Annotated in this window: 17 protein-coding genes; 11 read left to right on the top strand and 6 right to left on the bottom strand. The window is 57.2% G+C overall.

Features of this window, described 5'->3' with window-relative positions; genetic code table 11:
• The first annotated feature begins 191 nt into the window (after positions 1-191).
• Both DOS48_RS28985 and DOS48_RS28980 read left to right on the top strand, forming a co-directional pair.
• Positions 192-1,850 carry a COG1361 S-layer family protein gene (locus tag DOS48_RS28985; protein WP_168654533.1) on the top strand — a complete coding sequence of 553 codons (1,659 nt, stop codon included), beginning with the start codon at positions 192-194 and terminating at the stop codon, positions 1,848-1,850.
• Positions 1,851-4,196 (top strand): RND family transporter, encoded by a 2,346-nt coding sequence (locus DOS48_RS28980; protein WP_168654531.1) that lies wholly within the window; start codon positions 1,851-1,853, stop codon positions 4,194-4,196.
• Between the two features lie 390 nt (positions 4,197-4,586).
• Here the strand turns inward: DOS48_RS28980 and DOS48_RS28975 are convergent, their stop codons facing one another.
• The gene (locus tag DOS48_RS28975; RefSeq protein ID WP_168654529.1) at positions 4,587-5,756 is read right to left on the bottom strand and encodes an FAD-binding oxidoreductase; all 1,170 of its coding nucleotides are present in this window, start codon (positions 5,754-5,756) and stop codon (positions 4,587-4,589) included.
• 140 nt (positions 5,757-5,896) lie between these two features.
• Here DOS48_RS28975 and DOS48_RS28970 point away from each other — a divergent pair, with 140 nt between their 5' ends.
• From DOS48_RS28970 to DOS48_RS28945, 6 genes are all read left to right on the top strand, one after another.
• Positions 5,897-6,880, top strand: coding sequence for an ornithine cyclodeaminase family protein (locus tag DOS48_RS28970; RefSeq protein ID WP_168654527.1), 984 nt, complete (start codon positions 5,897-5,899; stop codon positions 6,878-6,880).
• Positions 6,881-7,114: 234 nt separating this feature from the next.
• A complete protein-coding gene (locus tag DOS48_RS28965) occupies positions 7,115-8,479 on the top strand; it encodes an ABC transporter substrate-binding protein (RefSeq protein WP_244629416.1) in 1,365 nt (454 codons plus the stop codon).
• 5 nt (positions 8,480-8,484) lie between these two features.
• Positions 8,485-9,399, top strand: coding sequence for a branched-chain amino acid ABC transporter permease (locus tag DOS48_RS28960; protein ID WP_168654526.1), 915 nt, complete (start codon positions 8,485-8,487; stop codon positions 9,397-9,399).
• Positions 9,396-10,439 (top strand): branched-chain amino acid ABC transporter permease, encoded by a 1,044-nt coding sequence (locus DOS48_RS28955; protein WP_092564789.1) that lies wholly within the window; start codon positions 9,396-9,398, stop codon positions 10,437-10,439. The genes DOS48_RS28960 and DOS48_RS28955 overlap by 4 nt, the downstream gene beginning before the upstream one ends.
• On the top strand, positions 10,436-11,200 hold the full coding sequence (locus DOS48_RS28950) for an ABC transporter ATP-binding protein (protein ID WP_092564791.1): 765 nt from the start codon (positions 10,436-10,438) through the stop codon (positions 11,198-11,200). The genes DOS48_RS28955 and DOS48_RS28950 overlap by 4 nt, the downstream gene beginning before the upstream one ends.
• Complete coding sequence (locus DOS48_RS28945) at positions 11,197-11,901, top strand: ABC transporter ATP-binding protein (RefSeq protein ID WP_168654524.1); 705 nt, start codon at positions 11,197-11,199, stop codon at positions 11,899-11,901. The genes DOS48_RS28950 and DOS48_RS28945 overlap by 4 nt, the downstream gene beginning before the upstream one ends.
• 75 nt (positions 11,902-11,976) lie before the next feature.
• On the opposite strand, the gene DOS48_RS28940 is transcribed toward DOS48_RS28945, so the two are convergent.
• Both DOS48_RS28940 and DOS48_RS28935 read right to left on the bottom strand, forming a co-directional pair.
• Positions 11,977-12,831 (bottom strand): VOC family protein, encoded by an 855-nt coding sequence (locus DOS48_RS28940; protein ID WP_168654522.1) that lies wholly within the window; start codon positions 12,829-12,831, stop codon positions 11,977-11,979.
• A 57-nt stretch (positions 12,832-12,888) separates the two neighbouring features.
• On the bottom strand, positions 12,889-13,290 hold the full coding sequence (locus DOS48_RS28935; RefSeq protein ID WP_168654521.1) for a hypothetical protein: 402 nt from the start codon (positions 13,288-13,290) through the stop codon (positions 12,889-12,891).
• Between the two features lie 240 nt (positions 13,291-13,530).
• Here DOS48_RS28935 and DOS48_RS28930 point away from each other — a divergent pair, with 240 nt between their 5' ends.
• The gene (locus tag DOS48_RS28930; RefSeq protein WP_168654519.1) at positions 13,531-14,169 is read left to right on the top strand and encodes an IS6 family transposase; all 639 of its coding nucleotides are present in this window, start codon (positions 13,531-13,533) and stop codon (positions 14,167-14,169) included.
• 275 nt (positions 14,170-14,444) lie between these two features.
• Here DOS48_RS28930 and DOS48_RS28925 read toward each other — a convergent pair whose 3' ends face one another.
• Both DOS48_RS28925 and DOS48_RS28920 read right to left on the bottom strand, forming a co-directional pair.
• Positions 14,445-15,179, bottom strand: coding sequence for a CBS domain-containing protein (locus tag DOS48_RS28925; protein WP_168654517.1), 735 nt, complete (start codon positions 15,177-15,179; stop codon positions 14,445-14,447).
• Between the two features lie 162 nt (positions 15,180-15,341).
• The gene (locus DOS48_RS28920) at positions 15,342-16,511 is read right to left on the bottom strand and encodes an AI-2E family transporter (protein WP_168654515.1); all 1,170 of its coding nucleotides are present in this window, start codon (positions 16,509-16,511) and stop codon (positions 15,342-15,344) included.
• Between the two features lie 213 nt (positions 16,512-16,724).
• On the opposite strand from DOS48_RS28920, the gene DOS48_RS28915 reads away from it, so the two are divergent.
• Together DOS48_RS28915 and DOS48_RS28910 are read left to right on the top strand one after the other, a co-directional pair.
• Complete coding sequence (locus tag DOS48_RS28915; protein ID WP_168654513.1) at positions 16,725-17,915, top strand: NAD-binding protein; 1,191 nt, start codon at positions 16,725-16,727, stop codon at positions 17,913-17,915.
• 153 nt (positions 17,916-18,068) lie between these two features.
• Positions 18,069-18,578: a TetR/AcrR family transcriptional regulator gene (locus DOS48_RS28910; protein ID WP_168654511.1), complete on the top strand. Its 510-nt coding sequence runs from the start codon at positions 18,069-18,071 to the stop codon at positions 18,576-18,578.
• A 220-nt stretch (positions 18,579-18,798) separates the two neighbouring features.
• On the opposite strand, the gene DOS48_RS29515 is transcribed toward DOS48_RS28910, so the two are convergent.
• Positions 18,799-19,215, bottom strand: coding sequence for a hypothetical protein (locus tag DOS48_RS29515; RefSeq protein WP_244629415.1), 417 nt, complete (start codon positions 19,213-19,215; stop codon positions 18,799-18,801).
• Between the last annotated feature and the right edge of the window lies 1 nt (position 19,216).

The raw sequence follows: 19,216 nt of genomic DNA, 5'->3' as shown, positions 1-19,216 counted from the left end.
TCTTTGGGGTCAATTCGTGTAGACACACCTGCAGACATCGTAGATAACATCGCAAACATGCGGCTACAGTCGGGTATTCGATACAGTACTGTTTTCCACCGTCGGGGGTAGGGAGTTACCATCACTGAGACACTATTGAACGAACTGGATCCCAATACTTTTGAGGCAGAATTGTATAATGTGCACACTACATGAAACACGACTCAGCTGGGGTTATCCGTAAGGCAGCCGTCGCGGGAGTTGTGCTGTTACTAATTGGCTCGATGGGAATCGGTGTCTCGGGATCGGCCGCAGAGCGTTTCAGCTCAGAGTCAGTTCCCGAGCTCGATGCGACAGTCACCGGAAGCAACGTCGTGACGCCGGGCGAGACCACGACGATGACGATCGCGATTCAGAACCGTCACGACGGAGTCACCAACTCTGATCGGGCAATAGAAGACGTCTCGCGGGTCGTGCAGGCACACGGAGTCCAAATCGGCGCCGCAACCGGGACGACGGTCACGTACGACGACGACGAACTTCCACTTAATGTCAAGATGGGAAAACAGAGCGTCGGTACAGTGCGGACCGGCAGCATCACGCGAGTCCCGCTGACCGTCGAAGTAAACGAGTCGGCTGAACCGGGAACTTACACAGTGCCGATGGATCTTGAGTTTTCGTACATCCGGGACATGTTCGTCGACAGCGACGATTACACTGTTAACCGGAACACCGGGACTGAGGAGACAAGCGTCACGATTCGCATTGAGCCGGACGGTCAGCTTGCTGTCGTCGACGTCAGCAGCAACGGGTTGTATAAGAATGCTGAGGGTGAGGTGGCGGTGACGGTACGCAATACCGGTAACGAGGCGATGTCCAACGCGAGGCTTTCCATGGTCGGTTCGGAGCATTTCGAGCCGCAGAGTAACCGAGCGGCACTCGGTACCGTCGCCCCCGGTGACACGCGTAACGCCACCTTCCAAGCTGTCGTCCGTGGAGTCGAGTTCGCCGAATCGTACGCCGTCGGATTCCGGGCCGCCTATGAGGACGCGAACGGACAGCCGAGCGAATCGATGGTCCGGTACGGAAACGTCGACGTGGCTCACGGCCCGCAGTACAATGTGTCAGTCGAGTCGCGTTCGCTGTATGTCGATTCGACCGGGGCGGCACGGGTTACTGTGACGAACACCGGCGACGTCGCCGCAACGAACGCTCGCGTGTTCGCTGAGCCAAGTCGCCCGTTCGCTCCACTGTCAAACGGCGGACAACTCAAGACACTCGAACCCGGCGAATCGGCGACCACAGAGATCAAGATGGAGGTCTCAGACCGCGCGCTCGCGCAGTCGTACGCGCTCCCGATAGTCGTCGCCCACGACGACGACTTTGGAAACACCGTCCGCAGCGACACGCTGACCGGGAACGTCTCGGTCGGCCCAGAGCGGCAGTTCGTTGTGGTCGACACCGCCCGGATCGAGGCGGGCGCGACCGAGCGAATCGAGCTGACCGTCAAGAATACTGGCGAGAGCGCGTTCGAGGACGCGACCGTTCGAATCAACGCAGACTCGCCGTTCGAGACCGACGACGACACAGCGTACGTCGGTAAGCTGTCACCGGGTGAGCAGGCGACCGTCTCGTACACCCTTACTGCAGGCGAGGCGGCGACGCCGAAGGCGTACACTCTCGACACAACGGTTAAGTACGACAACCCGTTCGACGAGACGGTCGTCTCCGACGTCCAGCCGGCCACAGTCGAAGTGACCGAATCGAGTGGTCCCTCGACTCCACTCGTGTTGACGGCAGTCGGCGTGCCGGTATTTCTCGTGGCGGGAGTCATCTTCAAGCGCGATCAACTACGCCAGTACCTCCGATAGATGAACGCCGGAAAACAGATCCAAGACGGTCTTGAACACGCGGGCCGATACGCTGCGCAAAATCAGGTCAAGACGATTGCCGTTGTCCTCGTGACGGCGCTGCTCGCCGTCGGCGTCGGGGTCGCAGGGATCCAGATGAGTATGGGGATGACCCTTTATATCGAGGACGACTCCCAGACAGCAACCGATTGGGAGACGCTAAAAGATGACTTCGAGACGGGAAACAACGTGTTCGTCATCGTCGAATCGAGCGAGCTTCACGACCCTGAGACGATCAGAGCGATCGACAGGCTCGACAGACGATACGCAGAAAACATCGACGAAACGACCACAGTTACCTCTATAGCAGATGTCGTCAGCCAAGGGAACGGTGGCGAGCTACCGCAAACGGAAGCGGAAGTCGAACGGGCGATTGACAGAGTACGCGCGCAGGGGCCGGAGTCGGCCGCAATGGTCGATCGCCTCGAACCCAAGCCCGGCACAACCATCATCCTCGCGAGCTATGGCGCTGTCGACACGTTCGACAGGGGGGCGTTCCTCCCACAGCGCGACTCCGACATCATCTACGACAGGGTGCGAACGGAAACTGCTCTTGCGCCGTTACCGCCCGGCGTGACGACGACAATCACGGGACAACCGGTCTTCGAGAACGCCGCGTTTGGGCTCATGTTGCCCGAGATGATCACGCTGTTCGCTGGGGCGTTCGCGCTGATTTTCACCGTGGTGTACCTTGTTATGCGCGCGAAGGTGGAGCGCGGGTGGCACGTCTTCCTTCCCCTTGGCACAGCGCTGGTCGCGCTGTCATACATGATCGGTGCGATGGGTGTATTCGGGTTCGATTTTAACGCGATCATGCTCGGCGTCATGCCCATCGCGCTCGGATTGGGAATCGATTACGGGCTACAGATTCACTCGCGGTACGTCGAGGAACGCGAGGCCGGGTGTTCGCCAGAGACTGCTGCAGCAGTCGCCACGCGGACCACCGGCCGCGCGCTGCTCATCGCTATGGGTGCGACCGTAATCGGACTGGGATCACTTCTGGTGTCTAGCGTTCCCCCTGTTCAACAGTTCGGTATAACCAGCGCAATCGCCGTGTTGGCGTCGATGGCACTATCGGTCACGCTCCTTCCTGCGCTGCTCGTTCGCTTCGACCGCGACGGATACACGCAACAGGATTCGACTGACTCGGCACCGGCGTCGAAAGACTGGCTCGAGGCGAGCACCGAGCGATTCACCAGCGTTGTCACCGGGGGACGACCGCTTTTGACGCTGTTGGTCGCCCTCCTGTTGGTCACCGGCGGGGCGTACGCGTACCCACAGGTGGAACCGAATCAAGAAATGATGGACTTCTGGCCGCAGGATCTTGACGCGAAGAACGACATGGATCGGCTGTCTGACACCGTCGACAGCCCAAAAGTGATGTACGTCAGCGTGAGCACCGAGCGTGCGTACTCGCCGGAGACGTTCCGAGAGTTGGCTAGATACCAACGACTTATGCTCACAAACGACCGGGTAAATGCGGTTCAGAGTCCCGTTTTGGCCGTCCAGGCGGCCAACGACGGTTCGATACCTAAAACTCGTAACCAACTTGACGCGACGCTGACACAGCAGACTGGATCGGGGATGATGGCCGTTCGAGACCCGACAGAGACTCCGTCACGCGTACTCCTGACGTTCTACGTTGACGACGTGGAAGGCGAGGCGGTCCGGACGCTGATCGACGAGTTCGAAGGAAACGCAGACCTCGCACTGACCGGCGCTCACGATGTCCGTGTCACCGGCAAACCAGTTCTTAACCGGAACGTGATCGAGAACGTCACGGCAGGACTGACACCGATGACGATTATCTCCTTCGCGCTCGGGTTTGTGTTCCTGTCGCTCGCGTTCCGGTCGGTCCGGGTGTCCGGAATTATCGTCGTCAGCGTCGCCGGGAGCGCGGCACTTCTCGTCGCCGGGGGAATGTACCTACTTTCCGTCCCGTGGAATCCCCTCACAATCACGATGTCGTCACTCACGCTCGGGATTGGCGTGACATACGGGATCCATATCTACGAGCGGTTCGTCTTCGAGACGGAGACGCACGGTCGACCGCCACTCGGAGCCGCGGCGACGTCGGTTGCCAAGCTATCTCGGCCGATTATTGGATCCAGTTTCACGACGATCTTCGGGTTCGGTATCCTCGTCGCCTCGCGATTCCCGGTCCTCGCGAACTTCGGGGTGACGACCGTGTTGGCGATCGGGCTGTCGCTCGCAACTGCCTTCGGGATCCTTCCTGCTGTATTGACGCTCAGATCGTCTGTCTCAAAGAGCGAAACCACCACTGAGCAAACTCACGAAGCCGATTGACATCCTCCTCGCGCTAAAGCGCGAGGCTTTCTCCTCAATTTTCCGTAAAACTGTGAACGCGGCTGTGAAGCGCTCGGTCCTGGTTTTGCCGTGCGAGCGCTGGTGGTTCTGTGATTCCCGCGAGATTGCGCTGACGTATATTATCCAGAACATCAAGCGCTTCGTCAAACAGTGAATCTCTCCGCTTTACAGCGATTCAATACAGCCCGTTGAAGCTAATGTCGCCATCTGAACTCGTATAGGGGAACGACGGGTTTCAGACGGACCTCTGTGGGGTTGAAGCCCGGTGGATCTGCTCCGAGAGCTACCGGAGTATGATAGCTTCAGACGGACCTTGTGCCGGCCCATTTTTTTGCCCTCGGTTTGGATTCATAAGACGGAGTCTCTCCTTTATGCGACGCTTTGTTCGCTGATCGTCTCACCATTCTCAAACCGATCCCGTGAGAGCGGCGAGATATCCGTGAGATCCGTCCCCCCGTCAACGATGAGGTCGGCGACAATCTGTCCAGAAGCGGGTGCGTGCTGGAACCCGTGACCAGAGAAGCCAGCGACGGTGACGAGACCGGGGATCGACTCCTCGACAATCGGGTGTCGATCCAGTGTGACCGCGTACAGCCCGGCCCAGCCCCGTTTGATCCGGGTATCGAGTCCGAAGTACTCGGTGTACGCATCGGCGTTTTCCACCGCTTGCGCTGCCCATTCGATATCCATTCCCTCGTCGTAGGCGTCGGGGTCTTGGTCAGGGTCAGCAGTTTCGTCAAACTGCCCCCCGACAAGCGCCAAGCCCTCTCGCTCGGGGCGGAAGTACGACCCCGTCTCAAGATCGATTGTCAGTGGAACTGACTCAGAGACTGGGGAAGTCGGCTCGACCACAGCGATCTGCCGTCGTCGAGGCGAAATCGGGAGATCAACGCCAGCCATGGCAGCGACTGTCGGGGCCCACGCGCCTGCAGCGTTGACGACGCAGTCGACCGCGTGCCGCTCGGACTCTTTGGCGTCCACCGCTCGGAGCTCAGCGCCGACGACACGGTCGCCCTCGCGGTGGAGTGTTGTGACCGCCGTTTTCGTTCGGATGTCGACACCTAACTCGCGGGCAGCCTCGGCATACCCCTGGAGGGCAAGGTTCGGATCGGCGATCCCGTCGGTGGAGTTGTACGTCGCCGCAACGAACGGGTCTGGGTCGAGCCCAGGGCAGTGCTCTGTCGCCTCTGCGGGCGTGAGCAGTTCGCTTTCGGCACCGAGTTCGCGCTGCATTGCAACGTTCTCGCGGAACTTCGCAGCGGTTTCTTCACTTCGGGCTACAAACAGATAGCCGTTCTTCCGGAGCCCGATATCTACACCGAACCGCTCCTCGAAGGCGTTCCAAACCGCCTTGCTAGCGAGTGAGAGTTCGACATTCACGCGCGTCGAGAACTGCGATCGGATCCCGCCGGCCGAACGAGTGGTGCTCCCAGCTCCGAGCGACCCCTTCTCGACTAATGTCACGTTTGCGCCGCGATCAGCCAACGAGTACGCGGCTGCAAGCCCGACGACGCCCCCGCCGACAACGAGTGTGTCCATACCTCTCGATCGCTCCCCAGAACATAAACGTACGACGCCGATCAGTCTCTCTCTGTGATCAAAGAGTAGGCGAGAGAGGCGAGCGTGCCAAGTAGTCGGCCGACGATCAGGCTAAGTCGTCGGGAACCAACGACCTGATTATGATGCTCGTCCTTTCCGCAGCGGAAGTCGACAAAAATCTTGAACTTGCGAGGCTCGTTGACGTAGTCGATGACGCATTAGTCAAACAGGCTGCTGGCGAGGTTGAACGCCCCCACCGACCGCATTTCCCAGTCGGTGCGGGTCTCGACGGCGACGAAGCCATCGGAACCGGGATCGCGATGCCAGCCTACGTTCACGGGGCGGACCACTACGCGACGAAACTCGTCGGCGTTCACGAGGGGAACGCAAAGCAAGGACTCCCGACGATCAATGCCCAGGTCGTCCTCACGGAAGCTCGGACGGGCCTCCCGAAGGCGTTGATGGCAGGGACGACAATTACGAACGCTCGGACCGGCTGTATCGGGGCGGTTTCCGTCAGGGCCTTGGCACCGGAACCGGATGGAGACAGTCTTACACTCGGAATCGTGGGAGCAGGCGCGCAGGCACGGTGGCAGGCGAAAGCGATTGAGACCGTGGCGACGCTTTCGGATGTCCGCATCTACTCACCGAGCGAGTCGCGAACGACGTGTGCAACAGATCTGCGCGAGGCGGATATTCCAGCCCGTGCAGTGGACACGTCGAGAGACGCCGTGGAGGGAGCCGATGTGGTCGTGACCGCGACGACTGCGACCGAACCCGTCTTCCCACCTGACGCACTCGGTGCGGGGAGTCTCGTCGTCGCGGTCGGCGCGTTTACGGCGGAGATGCAAGAACTCGACTCGCAGATCCTTGAGCGCGCCGAGCAGACATTCGCCGACGTTCCTGACGAGGCCGCAGAGACCGGCGACCTCCTTGCAAGCCATCTCGACGCCGACGATCTGATCGAACTCGGTGTGCCTCTGACAGAGGGGTACGTGCGAAAATCGCCTGATGGGGTGGTGGTTGTGGTTAGCGTTGGATCCGCTACCCTTGATGCTGCAGCGGGCGAGACAATCTACCGAGAGGCGGTTGAGGCAGATGACGGGACTGAGGTTCCACTGTAGGGTAAGAGGTGGCGGCTACTATCGGTCGTTGACGACATATCGTTGACAATCAAAAGAATTAGAATAGTGCCGAGAATAAGCAATAAAAGTCTGTTTTTGTGAATTGGATGTCGTTCTATAACTAGTTTAGATCATTTAACGGTTAAATATACTTATACTCATCCATTTTGTAACTTCGATGTGACCATGGTCGACCAAGTATTTAAGTAGTATTGTATATGAGCGAAAACTGGAATGCCATTAGATATCACGGAACGTGTGGATCGTCGAGCCTTTCTGACCCTCGCCGGAAGCGGAGGCATTGCCGGCCTTTCAGGCTGTATCGGATTTGGCGGCGATGAAGAGAGTAGCGATGGCGGTGACGGCAGCGGGAGTGACGGTAGTGACAGCGACGGTGGCGATAGCGGCGATGACGCTCCAGATACGATCGTCTTCGGACAACCCGGTGCGCTGTCTGGCTCATTCGACTTCCTTCAGCCCGGTGTGTCGCAGGCGGCTGACGCCGCAGTCCGCCACATCAACGAGGCTGGCGGGCCTCTCGGTGCGGAGCTAGAGCTCGTTCGCCGAGACACCGCCGTCGACCCGCAGGAAGCACGGACCGTCGCGACGCAGTTGGTCGAAAACGACAACGCCGCCGCGATTGTTGGTCTCTTCTCGAGTGAGATCAACCCGCTGTGGGACTACCTTCAGGACCTCCGAACGCCCATCGTCACCCCGTGGCCGGGGTCGACGTTCCTCGACACCCGCGGCGGTGACAAGGGAACCCCCAGCGACGTGAGTGACGATGAGTGGGTGTGGCGGACCGTTGTCGGAGACACCGTCCACACTGGTGGGAGCGCCGTCTATGCGCTTGAAGAAGGGTTCGAGACGCTCGGAATCATCAACGGCAACACCGAGGGCGAGCGGAGCTACGTCGACGGATTCCTCTCCGTCTACGAGCAGAACGGGGGGACTGTCGCCGAACGAGTGGAGGTCGAACTGGGGAGTTCGAGCTATCAGTCGGCGCTTAGCCGGCTCTTTGACGCCGACTTCGACGCCTTCCTCGTGAGCATGCCGCAGGAGTCGGCGATCACGGCTCTCAGTGACTGGTCCGACGGCGGCTATGGGCGTCAGCCCATCCTCTCGGACACCCTGGCACAGCAGGCTGTTATCGATCAGGTCGGCAGTGACCTCCACGGCGCGTGGGTCGCCTCACCCGGTCGTTCAGGCCCGAGCTACGACACATTCGAGGACATTTATAACGAAGAAGGTGACGCCGAGATCAACGGCTGGACGCCGCCATCGTGGGACTCCGTCCAGGTAACTGCGCTCGCTATCGAGCGCGCCGGCTCAACGGACCCCGAGGCGATCCAGAAAAACCTCGGTCCCGTGAGTCGCGGCGAGGGGACGACTGTCAGCACCTTCGCGGAAGGTAAGGAAGCGCTCGCCAACGGTGAGGAGATCACCTACCGAGGTGCCGCGACGCCAACGGACTTCACCGAGCACGGCAACGTCTTCGGGAGTGTGACGATCAGCACTGCCGAGTCCGGTGGCTTCGTCGAAACCACCGAGGTCGCCGCCGAAGATGTCCGTGAGTACGTCGCGGAAGGCGAATACTAACCGCGATGGGGCTACTTCAGGAGATCATCTTCGGACTGGTCACCGGGTCATATATCGCGATCGCTGCGATCGGGTTTACACTGATCTACGGGATCGTGAACATGATCAACTTCGCGTACGGGGAGTACATCTCCATCGGTGCCTTCATCGGGTTCCTCGCCGCGCATACCCTGCCCGGCCCGCTTCCAGTCGCGGTCGTCGTGGCGATGATCGGCGGTGGCGTCGTCAGTATCATCTTGGCCCGTGGGTTTTTCACCCCGATCAACCACACCGGACCGGTCCCGATGTTGTTGACATCGATCGGCCTCGGAATCGTTCTCCGGAATGGACTCCGACTCGTTGGCGGCCGAAGCGCCCGCTACTTCGAGACAGAGACGTCGACGTTCCAGTTTGACGCGATTCCGGACCTTCCGGTCGGACCCGTCGACCTCCTCGGCGGCTTCTTCGTCACATCCGAACAGCTGGTTGTGGTGGGGTCAGCAGTGGCGGTGTTCGCGTCCATCCATCTCTTGTTGACCCGAACAGACGTGGGAATCGCGATGCGGGCGATGGGCGACGACGAAAGCTTAGCGCGCGTTCGCGGTATCGACACCCAGTTGATCCGCGACAGCGTCTGGGTGCTCGCCGGCGTTCTCGCCGGACTCGCAGGCGTGCTGATGGCGGTCCAGACGAACGTCAGCGCCGACACCGGGTTCAGCCACATCCTGCAGATACTCTCTGCAGCCATCCTCGGCGGGGCTGGAAGCCCGTACGGGGCGATCCTCGGAGCGTACGTCATCGGCCTTGTGTTGGCCGTCTCGACGGCGTTCCTCCCCTCGTCGATGACCGGCTTGTCGTCTGCGGTGGCGTTCGTGATTCTGATCGCCGTACTGCTCATCAAACCCAGCGGGATTGCCGGAACAGAGGTGCGTGAGGCGTGAGCGTTCTCGATCGGCTCCCATCCGGACGCGGAGACCGAGCCCTGATTGCGGGACTCGTCTGTCTCCTCCTCGGCGCGCTGTTCGCGGTGACGCCACTTCGCGCCCAACTCCCGAGCGCGCTCTACGTCTTCGTCGAAGTCGGGATCCTCTTTGTGATCTACGGGATCCTCGTACTGGGGCTTGACCTTCAGTACGGTCACACCGGCCTCGTCAACTTTGGCCACGTCGTCTTCTTTGCAGTCGGTGCGTACGCGACTGCGATGCTCACGGCACAGGACACATTTGCGGGGATCGGCTTGGGGTATCCCTGGCCGTTAGGGCTCGCCGTCGGTGTGATCGCGGCCGCGATCCTCGGGGCAGCCGTCAGCCTCACCTCGATCCGACTCCGCGGCGACTTCCTCGCGATCGTGACGCTTGCGACAGCGGAGATATTCCACTCAATCTTCGTCAACTTCGAGAACATCTTCGGCGGGAACGTCGGCATCCTCGGCGTGCCACGACCGATCGCTTCGCTCGTCTCCGACAGCGACACCCGCCTCGTCGCCACGCTTCTCGTCTTGGGTGGGGTCACCCTCGTCACTCTCGCGGTCGTCACTCGACTGACCGATGCGCCGTACGGGCGCGTCCTCCGGGCGATCCGGGCTGACGAACTCGTGACGCGCTCCGTGGGGAAATCCACGATAACCTACAAAACGCAAGCGTTCGTCTACGGCGCGGCACTTGCGGGCCTCGCCGGAGGGTTGTTCGCGCTGTACAACGGTGCGGTCGCACCCGGCTTCTTCACGATTCAGGTAACGGTCACCGTCTGGATCGGGATGCTACTCGGCGGCGCAGCGAACCACCGAGCAGTGCTCGCCGGGTTGTCGATAATTATGGGGCTTCGGCTCATCTCCCGGTTCGCACTCAACGTGACGCCGGTCTCCGGCGACGTGTTCGCCTCAATTCGGCTCATCGTCGTCGGCCTGATCCTCGTTGCAGTAATCCGCTATCGCCCTGCCGGAATCTGGGGCGACCCGCAGGAGTTGGGGGTGGACCAATGAGCCTCCTCTCCGCGGAGGGCCTCGTGAAGGAGTTCGGGGGCCTGCGAGCGATAGACGGGCTTTCGGTGTCGATAGAAGACGGAGAGCTCGTCGGCGTGATGGGACCCAACGGCGCAGGAAAATCGACGTTCTTCAACTGCGTCAGCGGCGTCATCTCACCCGACGGCGGCACCGTCAGTCTCAAAGGCTCCGACGTGACGGGCGATTCGCCCGAGTCATTGGCACATCGTGGGTTGGTGCGGACGTTCCAGAACACCCGCGAGTTGGAGACGATGACGGTCCGAGACAACGTGCGGCTCGCCGCTCCAGACCAGCCGGGCGAACGGACGCTTCCCGCGCTGCTTCGCAGCGGTTCAATGCAGGAGCGAGAGGGGACCGTCCGAGAGCGGGCAGATGAACTGATCGAGATGTTCGAACTGGATCACCTCGCCGACGAATACAGCAGCAACCTGTCCGGCGGCCAACGGAAGCTGCTTGAGCTCGCGCGTACGCTGATGCTCGATCCAGACGTACTCATGCTCGATGAGCCGTTCGCGGGCGTCAACCCGACGTTGACTCGTGAGATTGCAGACCACGTGCGCGACCTCAACGAGGACGGGATGACGGTCGTAATCATTGAACACGAGCTCGAAACGTTGACTGAGCTCGTTGACCGGCTAATCGTCCTCCAACAAGGGCAACTGCTCGTTGAGGGTGACCCGGAGATGGTCCTCAAAGACGAGCGTGTGATCGAGGCGTATCTCGGCGGTGATGCCAAATGAGCCTGCTTGATGTCGTCGATCTTGACGCGGGATACGGCGACCTTCAAGTTCTCTCTGGCGTTGATCTCCACGTCGACGACGGCGAGTACGTGACAATTGTCGGGCCAAACGGCGCCGGCAAATCGACGGTGATGAAAACGATTGTCGGGATTGCGACCTGTCTAGGCGGGTCGATCGAGTACCAAGGGACGGACATCTCTGGGCTGTCCCCAGAGGAGGTAGTCCGCGAGCGGATCGGCTACGTCCCACAAACGGACAACGTCTTCCCGACGCTGACTGTCGAGGAGAACCTGCGGCTCGGCGCGTACGTGCTCGACGAGATGCCGACCGACCGCAAACGCGATGTCTACGATCGCTTCCCGGCGCTCGCCGGCCGAACAGATGAGGATGCTGGTTCCCTCTCAGGCGGCCAACAGCAGATGCTTGCGATGGGGTGTGCGCTGATGCTCGATCCCGACGTGTTGCTCTTAGACGAGCCCAGTGCGGGGCTCGCACCCGATCTCGTCGACGACATGTTCGACCGGGTAGACGAGATCAACGAGGCGGGCACCACGATCCTCATGGTGGAACAAAATGCGAAAGAGGCGTTGCGACGCTGCGATCGCGGCTACGTCCTCGCCAACGGGGAGAACCGCTACGAGGATGACGGCGACTCGCTCCTCAATGATGAGGACGTTCGTCGGGAGTTCCTCGGCGGATAACGGTTCGACCGCGGACCACAATTTTTGGTACGGCTTCTCCTCGTAGGTGTCACCCCTCAATGGTTCCTTTTTTCTCTAGGGTTCTATGTCGACAATCCCGAGATACGGATACCCCGACGGGTAGGTTACAGAGAGCCACTCGACAGTTCGGTCGGCAAGCGAACCCGTAGTGCTGTCGTCTAACGGTAGCATTCGTTCGGCGTCCTCTGTCCGTTGCTCCTCACCGAGCAGATACGCGACTGGTCGGGGGCTGAAGGCCGCAAGCCGCTCTGCGAGTTGGCCGTCGCCGCGTGGTTCTGCAAGCACCACCGGGAGTCCGGGGAACGATGCCGTCTTGGCGTCAAAAATGTCGCTGTTACCAATCTCTGGTCCGTCCGCGTCGAATGCCTTCTCAAACTCTGCGATTCCGGCGTCGAGGTCACCGACGCCAAGAATGACCGTATCGACTCCAGTGATCGACGACGATGCCAGATCACCTGTCGGCTGGACCCGCCGTTTGCGGGGAGTTCGGTCGCTGATGAGAAACGGGAGCGTCGAGCCTGGATCGCCTTCCTCGAGGTAGGTAAGATCCCACTCAACAAGCGTTCCATCCTCTCGAGTCCGTTTGTACTCCGAGGGGCCGTCGACGTGGATGCCCCGGTCGCGGAGGTCAGCACTCGCGGTATCAATATCGTTAACGTCGACGGCCCAGGCACATGGGCCGCCATCTCCCTGAATAGGATCGTCCCACCACGGCGACTCGGCGTCAGGCTCTAGCGTCGAAATGAGTTCGATGTAGCTTCCGTCCCGAAACCCAACAATTGCCATGTGCGTGACGCCGTTCGAGTGACGGCCGCCGTACTCCACCGGGAGGCCAGCATCGCTGAATGCATCGACGAGACGGTCCAGATCTCGTCCTGCGACCGTGACATGGTCGATTTGGAGGTCCATATGTGGAGGGCGAAAGCGACCATCAAATACGTTCCGGCGACGGCGCTGCGACTGTTGTCAGAATTCTATTTTATACTCTGCATTCTCGTCCCGACGGCGGCGTGAGGGGAATTCCGCGTCAATCTCGTCGTACCACACAACGGGGCGCTTCGCGCTGCCGTTCTCTTCGAATTCGACGAGGCCGTAGTCGGCCAGCTCGTTCACGTTGTTGAGAACCTCTGGTGGGTCCCGGTCAACAAGGCGAGCGAGTTCACGAATGCCTTCCGGCTCGTGTGCAACGATTGCTTCGAGGAGTTCGAGGTTGGTCGATCGAAAGACGCGACCGAACGTCTTGAGGTCCTCGATTGACAGCGTTGGTTCACCGGGTTCGACATCGTTGCCGGCGTCGATCGCTTCGAGCCGCTCCTCGAGGCCGCTGCGATCCGCGGACTTGATCTGGACGTGGAGTGTTCGGGTCATGATGGGTGGGTTGGTCTGGGGTTGCGATGATGCGTCGGTCAGCGGGCTCGGGAGTCACCAGTCAGTTCGTTTCTCTGGGGGGAGTGCCCCCCGCCACGCGCGGAAGATTTCTCTGGCTGGAACGTGGGGACATACCGGCCACGGTCGACGAAGCCGAATACGCTGTATATATAAATATGGTGACGGGAATGAACGGCGATGTTAAGTTAAGAGCGAGGCGGTCGACGTTTCGAGTGCTCTATGCCCAAAAGCGACCGCCTCGCCGGCTCTACTGATTGGATCGACTTGGAGTTTGTGGAGCGAGAGCGGACACCCCACGAGTTCATTGAAACCGGTATTCAGCTCCACCTTGCTGGCCTATCACTTTCGAATACCAAACAGTATCTTGAGAAGTTGGGTGTCGAGCGAAGCCGCACAGCGATCCACAACTGGATTCAAAAGGCCAATCTACAGCCAGCTGACGGGGCAAGCCCGAATCGCGTTGCGGTCGACGAGACTGCGATTCAGATCGACTCAGACCGATTCTGGCTGTACGCTGCCGTCGATCCTCGTACAAATAAATTCCTCCACGTTGACGTATTTCCTGTCCAAAATCAACAATTCACTCTGGTGTTTCTCCGCGATCTCAGAGAGAAACACCATGTTGACGACGCGCTCTTTTTCGTTGACGCTGGCGGCCATCTCACAGCTGCGCTCTCACGAACCTCGCTTCGATTTCAAATCACTCGTCATGGAAATCGGAATGCTGTCGAACGTGTCTTTAGAAAAGTAAAACGCAGAACATCTTCGTTTTCAAATACGTTTAGAAATGCGGAGCCGACGGCGGCAGAATCGTGGCTCCGAGCCTTTGCCGTCTGCTGGAACCGATGCTTAAGTTAACACGACCCTTCATCACCGGTGAATCCCTTTTGTGACGTTCCGCCCAGTGCTTCCTGTCTGTCTGTGGAATCATCTCTATTATCACCGGTGTCGCCGGTTGTATCATCGTCAGTCATTGTGAAATGAGGTTGGGAAGTATCACACAAAAGCGTTCTCCACCCACTGGGGTAACATTAGTTGAGACTGGCTCTCTCAATGCATAGAGCCCAGGCCAGTTGCTCGACTTGCCGACAAGCCGTATGATACTCAGGACCCCCCGCGCACGAACCCAGAAGTCACACGGAGGAAAAGTATGACTGACCGAAGCGAAGCAGATCTCGGTCAAATTCGTCCGGGTCGTCGACTCGAAAGTGGAAGAGCTGATTTCGCATATCTCCGATTTCAAGCACTAACTCGCGGATCACGTCCTGTTGATCATCGAAGAGTGATTCGAATTCTGCCCAGTGAATCGAGACGAATTGGGCATAGTGTGCGTAACTACAATGCTCGATCGACGCTGGCGTTGGCAGTGGGTGTTCCTCATCGAACGTTTCGGATAGCTGCTCCGACAGCGAATCTCCGAACACTCGCGTGAAAATCTCGCGCAACTGTATTTCGATAGACTCGATCAACAGAAACGGCTCGAGCATCTGTTTCAATCGCGTCAGGAGGTCGTAGTCGGTCAGAATCCGCCACTCGTCGTCTCGATCGGCCACGATGTACGTGTGTTCTGCGAGTGCATCGAATACGGCGAGAAGGTTCTCGTCTTCACTGATGGTGTGTGCATCTTCGACGGCCGCTCCGACCGAAATCTTATCGAGCGTTTTGTGTCCGACCTCCAGCCGCTGGAATGCAAGGAGGGTCCGGACGACTGACCTGTAGGTGACAATCCCGACGAGCTCGCTGTCACGTTCGACACCGATCTGGGTGTAGCTGTTCTCGAACATCCGACGGAGCGCCGATTCGAGCCCGAGGTCATATTCGACTGTCTGGAGGGTGTTTTCGATGGGCAGGTCAGCGATTGTGTACATGGATGCTCAGAACGTTGGCCCGTAGCTAACTATGCGTTTCCGTCCGTATCCAAATGACCGCTTTGTCCAGGTAGTATTCGATGTCTCTAGGTGTTGGTCAGTAAGATGCGTCTCGGTTTCTGTTCACAGATATGGAGACAAATATTGCTATTAGCGGGTTATTCAGTAGTCCGAGAGACTTGATTGTTCATGTGGCTGTCTGCCGGTAAGCACGTACGATGCAATAGTTCTAAAGAACTCTGCGAGGAGGACAAGCAGTATTGGGCCAAGAAAAATACCGTAGAACCCGAACGCGATCGGTCCGAGAATATAGGCAAACATTAGTAGTCCCACATGCGTCCGGTTACCGCTCACATACGGGCGAATTAGAAAGTCAGGAATCGTATCAACGACTACGAAGGCTAAAACGAGAAACAGGATCACGAAGCCGAACGCACTTGCCTGACCACTGGTGACAGCAGCTATCGCGAGAATTGCTCCGACAGGGAGGTACACAATTTTCATTCCCACAACTGGTATTAAACTTCCTGCTCCTGTGAGTGCGCCGACTAGGGGCGCAAATGGAACGTTTACTGCTCCTGGTGCAACGAGATTGTATCCAGAAAAGACAAGAATTCCGATGATACCCGTCACAAATGCGTTTAGGATATTACCGAAGAGAATGGAAGACAGTTCATCATCAACAGCTACTACATATGACTCGACAACACCTGATCCATCAAAATTGTCGAGAAACCAGTCTACAAGTCGTGAGCCGTCAGTAAGCATATAATATGTCCCGGCCAGAAGAATGAATCCATGGAGTGCTGCGTTTGCGATGAACCCGACTGAACCGGTCAGTGTAGCAACTATTTGTTCGACCCATGTCTGAACTGCGGGGTCGTTGAGGATTGCTACGACTTCCTCAGGACTCAGTCCCAGTATGTCACTAATTTCTAGTCCTACGAGTGGACCCGGGAGTCCACTTCCTTGTGCCGACTGTAGTGCAGAGATGTATGCTGCACCGGGACCATCCCCTCCAGCGAGCCGTTGGATTTCGGGTACTACCAGTACAAGGGTGTATGTGAGCAAAAAGAGAAACGGCAGTAGGAAAATAGCAATTGTAACCATAGCAAGAACTTGACGGCGATAGGGAACGCGATGGCCTTGGAGTCGCGACGGAAGCGAGAGGTTCTCGAGTTTACGATAAATTGGTCGGCTTGCGTAGTAGAGAAAGATTGCAAATATCAGCGTTGCCTGAAACTGGATTAAAACAAAAATGACAGCAGCTACTAATCCTAACCCTCCAATTCCGAAGATGATCCGCCGTCGTAGTCCTGAGCTATATTCCATTTACTAACTAATTGCCACATTACAAGAAAGGTATGTTGGTGTGGCGTGGGTGACTTTTTGTTTGTCAGGGCTCAAGGTTCTATTCCTCTAGCAAGAACTTATGCCCAGAGTGAATCCAATTGATCTCGTGTTACGTAATATCTCGCTCAAGATGGTGGCTTCACAGCGTCAGAATTGTCTGAGAATCCTGATACGTAATTACGTGATAGAACTGTGACTGACACAGCAAAATCCGTTACAATTAGTTATATAAAATCCACGAAAGGAATCGTACAGTTAGTTGCTGTACTTTCTGTTCTGTCAATAATAACAGGTGTGGCGACGCTAACAGGTGCCGCAAAAATTAATTTTATTGCCGATCAGTTGCCATTAAGTGCGACAGAGTCTGCTGGCTTTACAGGGTCGCTAACTGGGTTTCTTCTTTTTCTCACCAGTTACGGTCTTCGGCGACGATGGCGGGCTGCGTGGTACGTATCTCTCTTTCTCGTTCCCATGATAACGATTCAGGGAGTTCTTCAGTCAAGCGTATTTTCGACACCGCTTGTACTGCTCTCTCTCGTCGTATTTATGATATTATTATCTAAAGAAGGGGTATTCGATCGAAACGTCACACTGACAGACACGCAAATTGCTGCGGGCTTGGCTTTGGTCGGCGCACAGGCGTACGGTACGATTGGAACGTATTCACTTCGGAATGAATTCCGGGGAATTGACACTCTACTAGATGCATTTTATTTTACGATTGTAACTGGAAGCACGGTTGGATACGGCGATGCCACGCCCATTCCGGAAAGTGGATTTGCCCGCTTATACGCGCTGTCTGTCTTAATCGTTAGCACGGCTACGTTTGCTGTCGCACTTGGTACACTCTTAACTCCCGCTATTGAGAACCGGTTTACCGAGGCATTAGGTATGACAGACGACGCTGAACTTGACCAGCTTTCAGATCATATTATTGTCGCTGGAAATGATCAATTGACCGCCCCAATTATTGATAATTTACAGAGCGATTGCTCAATATTGGTTATTTCTGATACGGATACGCCCCAAAGCTTCACTGAATCAGATGTTTTAGAATTACATGGTTCTCGGACATCGAATGAGACATTTGAACGAGCTCGGCTAGATACGGCGCGTGCCGTCGTTATTGCTACAGAAGACGACGCAGAAGACATTATGACGGCAATCACCGTGAGAAAACAAGACGACGATATCTGGATTGTTGCTGCAGCGACAAATAATGAGAATATTGAGAAATTCCGCTTTGTAGGAGCCAATACGATAATTAGTCCGGCGCTCGTGGGCGGAGAATTATTGGCAGAATCTGCTCGGACCCAACAAGACACAGCAACTGAGGTCGTCCAACATTTACAAAAGGAGCAAGAAGACAATCGTAATCACTAGAACTATACTCCAAGGCGATCGGTACGGGACACCCACAGCGACCCAAGTGAGATATCCTTTGTTGAAATCCCCCTAGGCGATATATTCTGATCAGATGTCGATCAGTACTGAGGTCATACCAAGCGAATCGGTGGCCCATTTTTCAGCATTGTTGTGCTGGTCGCTGAGCGCGATCAGTTATTTGAAGAGATTGAAGCAGCAGTCGGTGAGGTGGAGACGCCACAGGCGGAAGCTGAAATGATCCTGCGGACGACGCTTAAGCAAGTCCGATCGAACCCTCTTGTTCGGAGGCTGTTTGTGGAGGGTGAGATACGACAGATCGATGAGCAGTTGAATGGAACAAACTATGATAATGCCACCAGTACAGCGGACGACAATAACACGGGCACGATTAGTGAAGGCGATAGCGACAACAAACCCGACACAGGTGCCGAAGTAGACTTCCGCGTGTTACCGCAGCCGGAGGCATGGGTTGCGCGCGATGATGTCCGGATAGACGATCCGGATATCGTACGAGGACTCCTACGGTCGCTGCTGTTCGTCACGCAAGCACAGAACACACCTATCGTCCTGAACGAGACCTATGATGAGGTTGAGGAGGCACTGATCGACACGGTTATTACCGGATTGTTCGCAGATAAATCGATGTCATCTAGTGTCTGATTCGGACACTCGTGGGTGAGCGCTGAGCATTCGCCTACCGCTCTCAGTGGTTGACATCTTCCCCGCGCGAGCAGGTTCGCGGCGCGACGCTCCGAGACGAACGTCTTAATTGGGAACATCGCTCGTTGGGTGACGCCGTCGCGTCATCCTTGCCTGCTGTGACTTCCAGTTACTACTGAGCATTGACCAACAACCCCCTACTCAAGAGCGCTCATAATTGTCACATCCCGCTTTGCTGTAACAGCATGACTGCGGCGAGTGCAGTAAAAATGTCTGGGAGAACAGTAAATAGGCCAATTCCAGTCGGCTCGACGCCAAAAACAACCCACACGATCGGATTTGCCCAAATAGCATACAGCAATAGCGAGACGTTGATGAGTAGCAGTGTCCGCGTGAACGGATTGGGAAGACGCCGATAGATTCGGAAATACGTTACACCCACTCCGAGAAGAATTGTTGCGGTGAATATCGAGACGAACACCTTTATCAGGATAAACAGATTTCGAATGAGATGTTCTCCCGAGAACGGTTGCTCTAAGAGCATCCAGACAAGGAGTGTCACTCCGAGTGCGACACTCGCCGCTATAGTGACTAATAGAATCGTTCGTCGGGTCGTCTCTGTCTCATCAAATTTCATC

The sequence above is a fragment of the Halorubrum sp. PV6 genome (assembly GCF_003990725.2).
Taxonomy (GTDB): Archaea; Halobacteriota; Halobacteria; order Halobacteriales; family Haloferacaceae; genus Halorubrum.
Note: the sequence above shows the minus strand (reverse complement) of the source record. Positions and strands in the feature narration are given on the sequence as shown.

Coding starts and splice junctions, on each gene's coding strand:
- DOS48_RS28985 (WP_168654533.1), top strand. CDS start 192: ATGAAACACGACTCAGCTGGGGTTATCCGTAAGGCAGCCGTCGCGGGA.
- DOS48_RS28980 (WP_168654531.1), top strand. CDS start 1,851: ATGAACGCCGGAAAACAGATCCAAGACGGTCTTGAACACGCGGGCCGA.
- DOS48_RS28975 (WP_168654529.1), bottom strand. CDS start 5,756: ATGGACACACTCGTTGTCGGCGGGGGCGTCGTCGGGCTTGCAGCCGCG.
- DOS48_RS28970 (WP_168654527.1), top strand. CDS start 5,897: ATGATGCTCGTCCTTTCCGCAGCGGAAGTCGACAAAAATCTTGAACTT.
- DOS48_RS28965 (WP_244629416.1), top strand. CDS start 7,115: ATGCCATTAGATATCACGGAACGTGTGGATCGTCGAGCCTTTCTGACC.
- DOS48_RS28960 (WP_168654526.1), top strand. CDS start 8,485: ATGGGGCTACTTCAGGAGATCATCTTCGGACTGGTCACCGGGTCATAT.
- DOS48_RS28950 (WP_092564791.1), top strand. CDS start 10,436: ATGAGCCTCCTCTCCGCGGAGGGCCTCGTGAAGGAGTTCGGGGGCCTG.
- DOS48_RS28945 (WP_168654524.1), top strand. CDS start 11,197: ATGAGCCTGCTTGATGTCGTCGATCTTGACGCGGGATACGGCGACCTT.
- DOS48_RS28940 (WP_168654522.1), bottom strand. CDS start 12,831: ATGGACCTCCAAATCGACCATGTCACGGTCGCAGGACGAGATCTGGAC.
- DOS48_RS28935 (WP_168654521.1), bottom strand. CDS start 13,290: ATGACCCGAACACTCCACGTCCAGATCAAGTCCGCGGATCGCAGCGGC.
- DOS48_RS28930 (WP_168654519.1), top strand. CDS start 13,531: ATGCCCAAAAGCGACCGCCTCGCCGGCTCTACTGATTGGATCGACTTG.
- DOS48_RS28925 (WP_168654517.1), bottom strand. CDS start 15,179: ATGTACACAATCGCTGACCTGCCCATCGAAAACACCCTCCAGACAGTC.
- DOS48_RS28920 (WP_168654515.1), bottom strand. CDS start 16,511: ATGGAATATAGCTCAGGACTACGACGGCGGATCATCTTCGGAATTGGA.
- DOS48_RS29515 (WP_244629415.1), bottom strand. CDS start 19,215: ATGAAATTTGATGAGACAGAGACGACCCGACGAACGATTCTATTAGTC.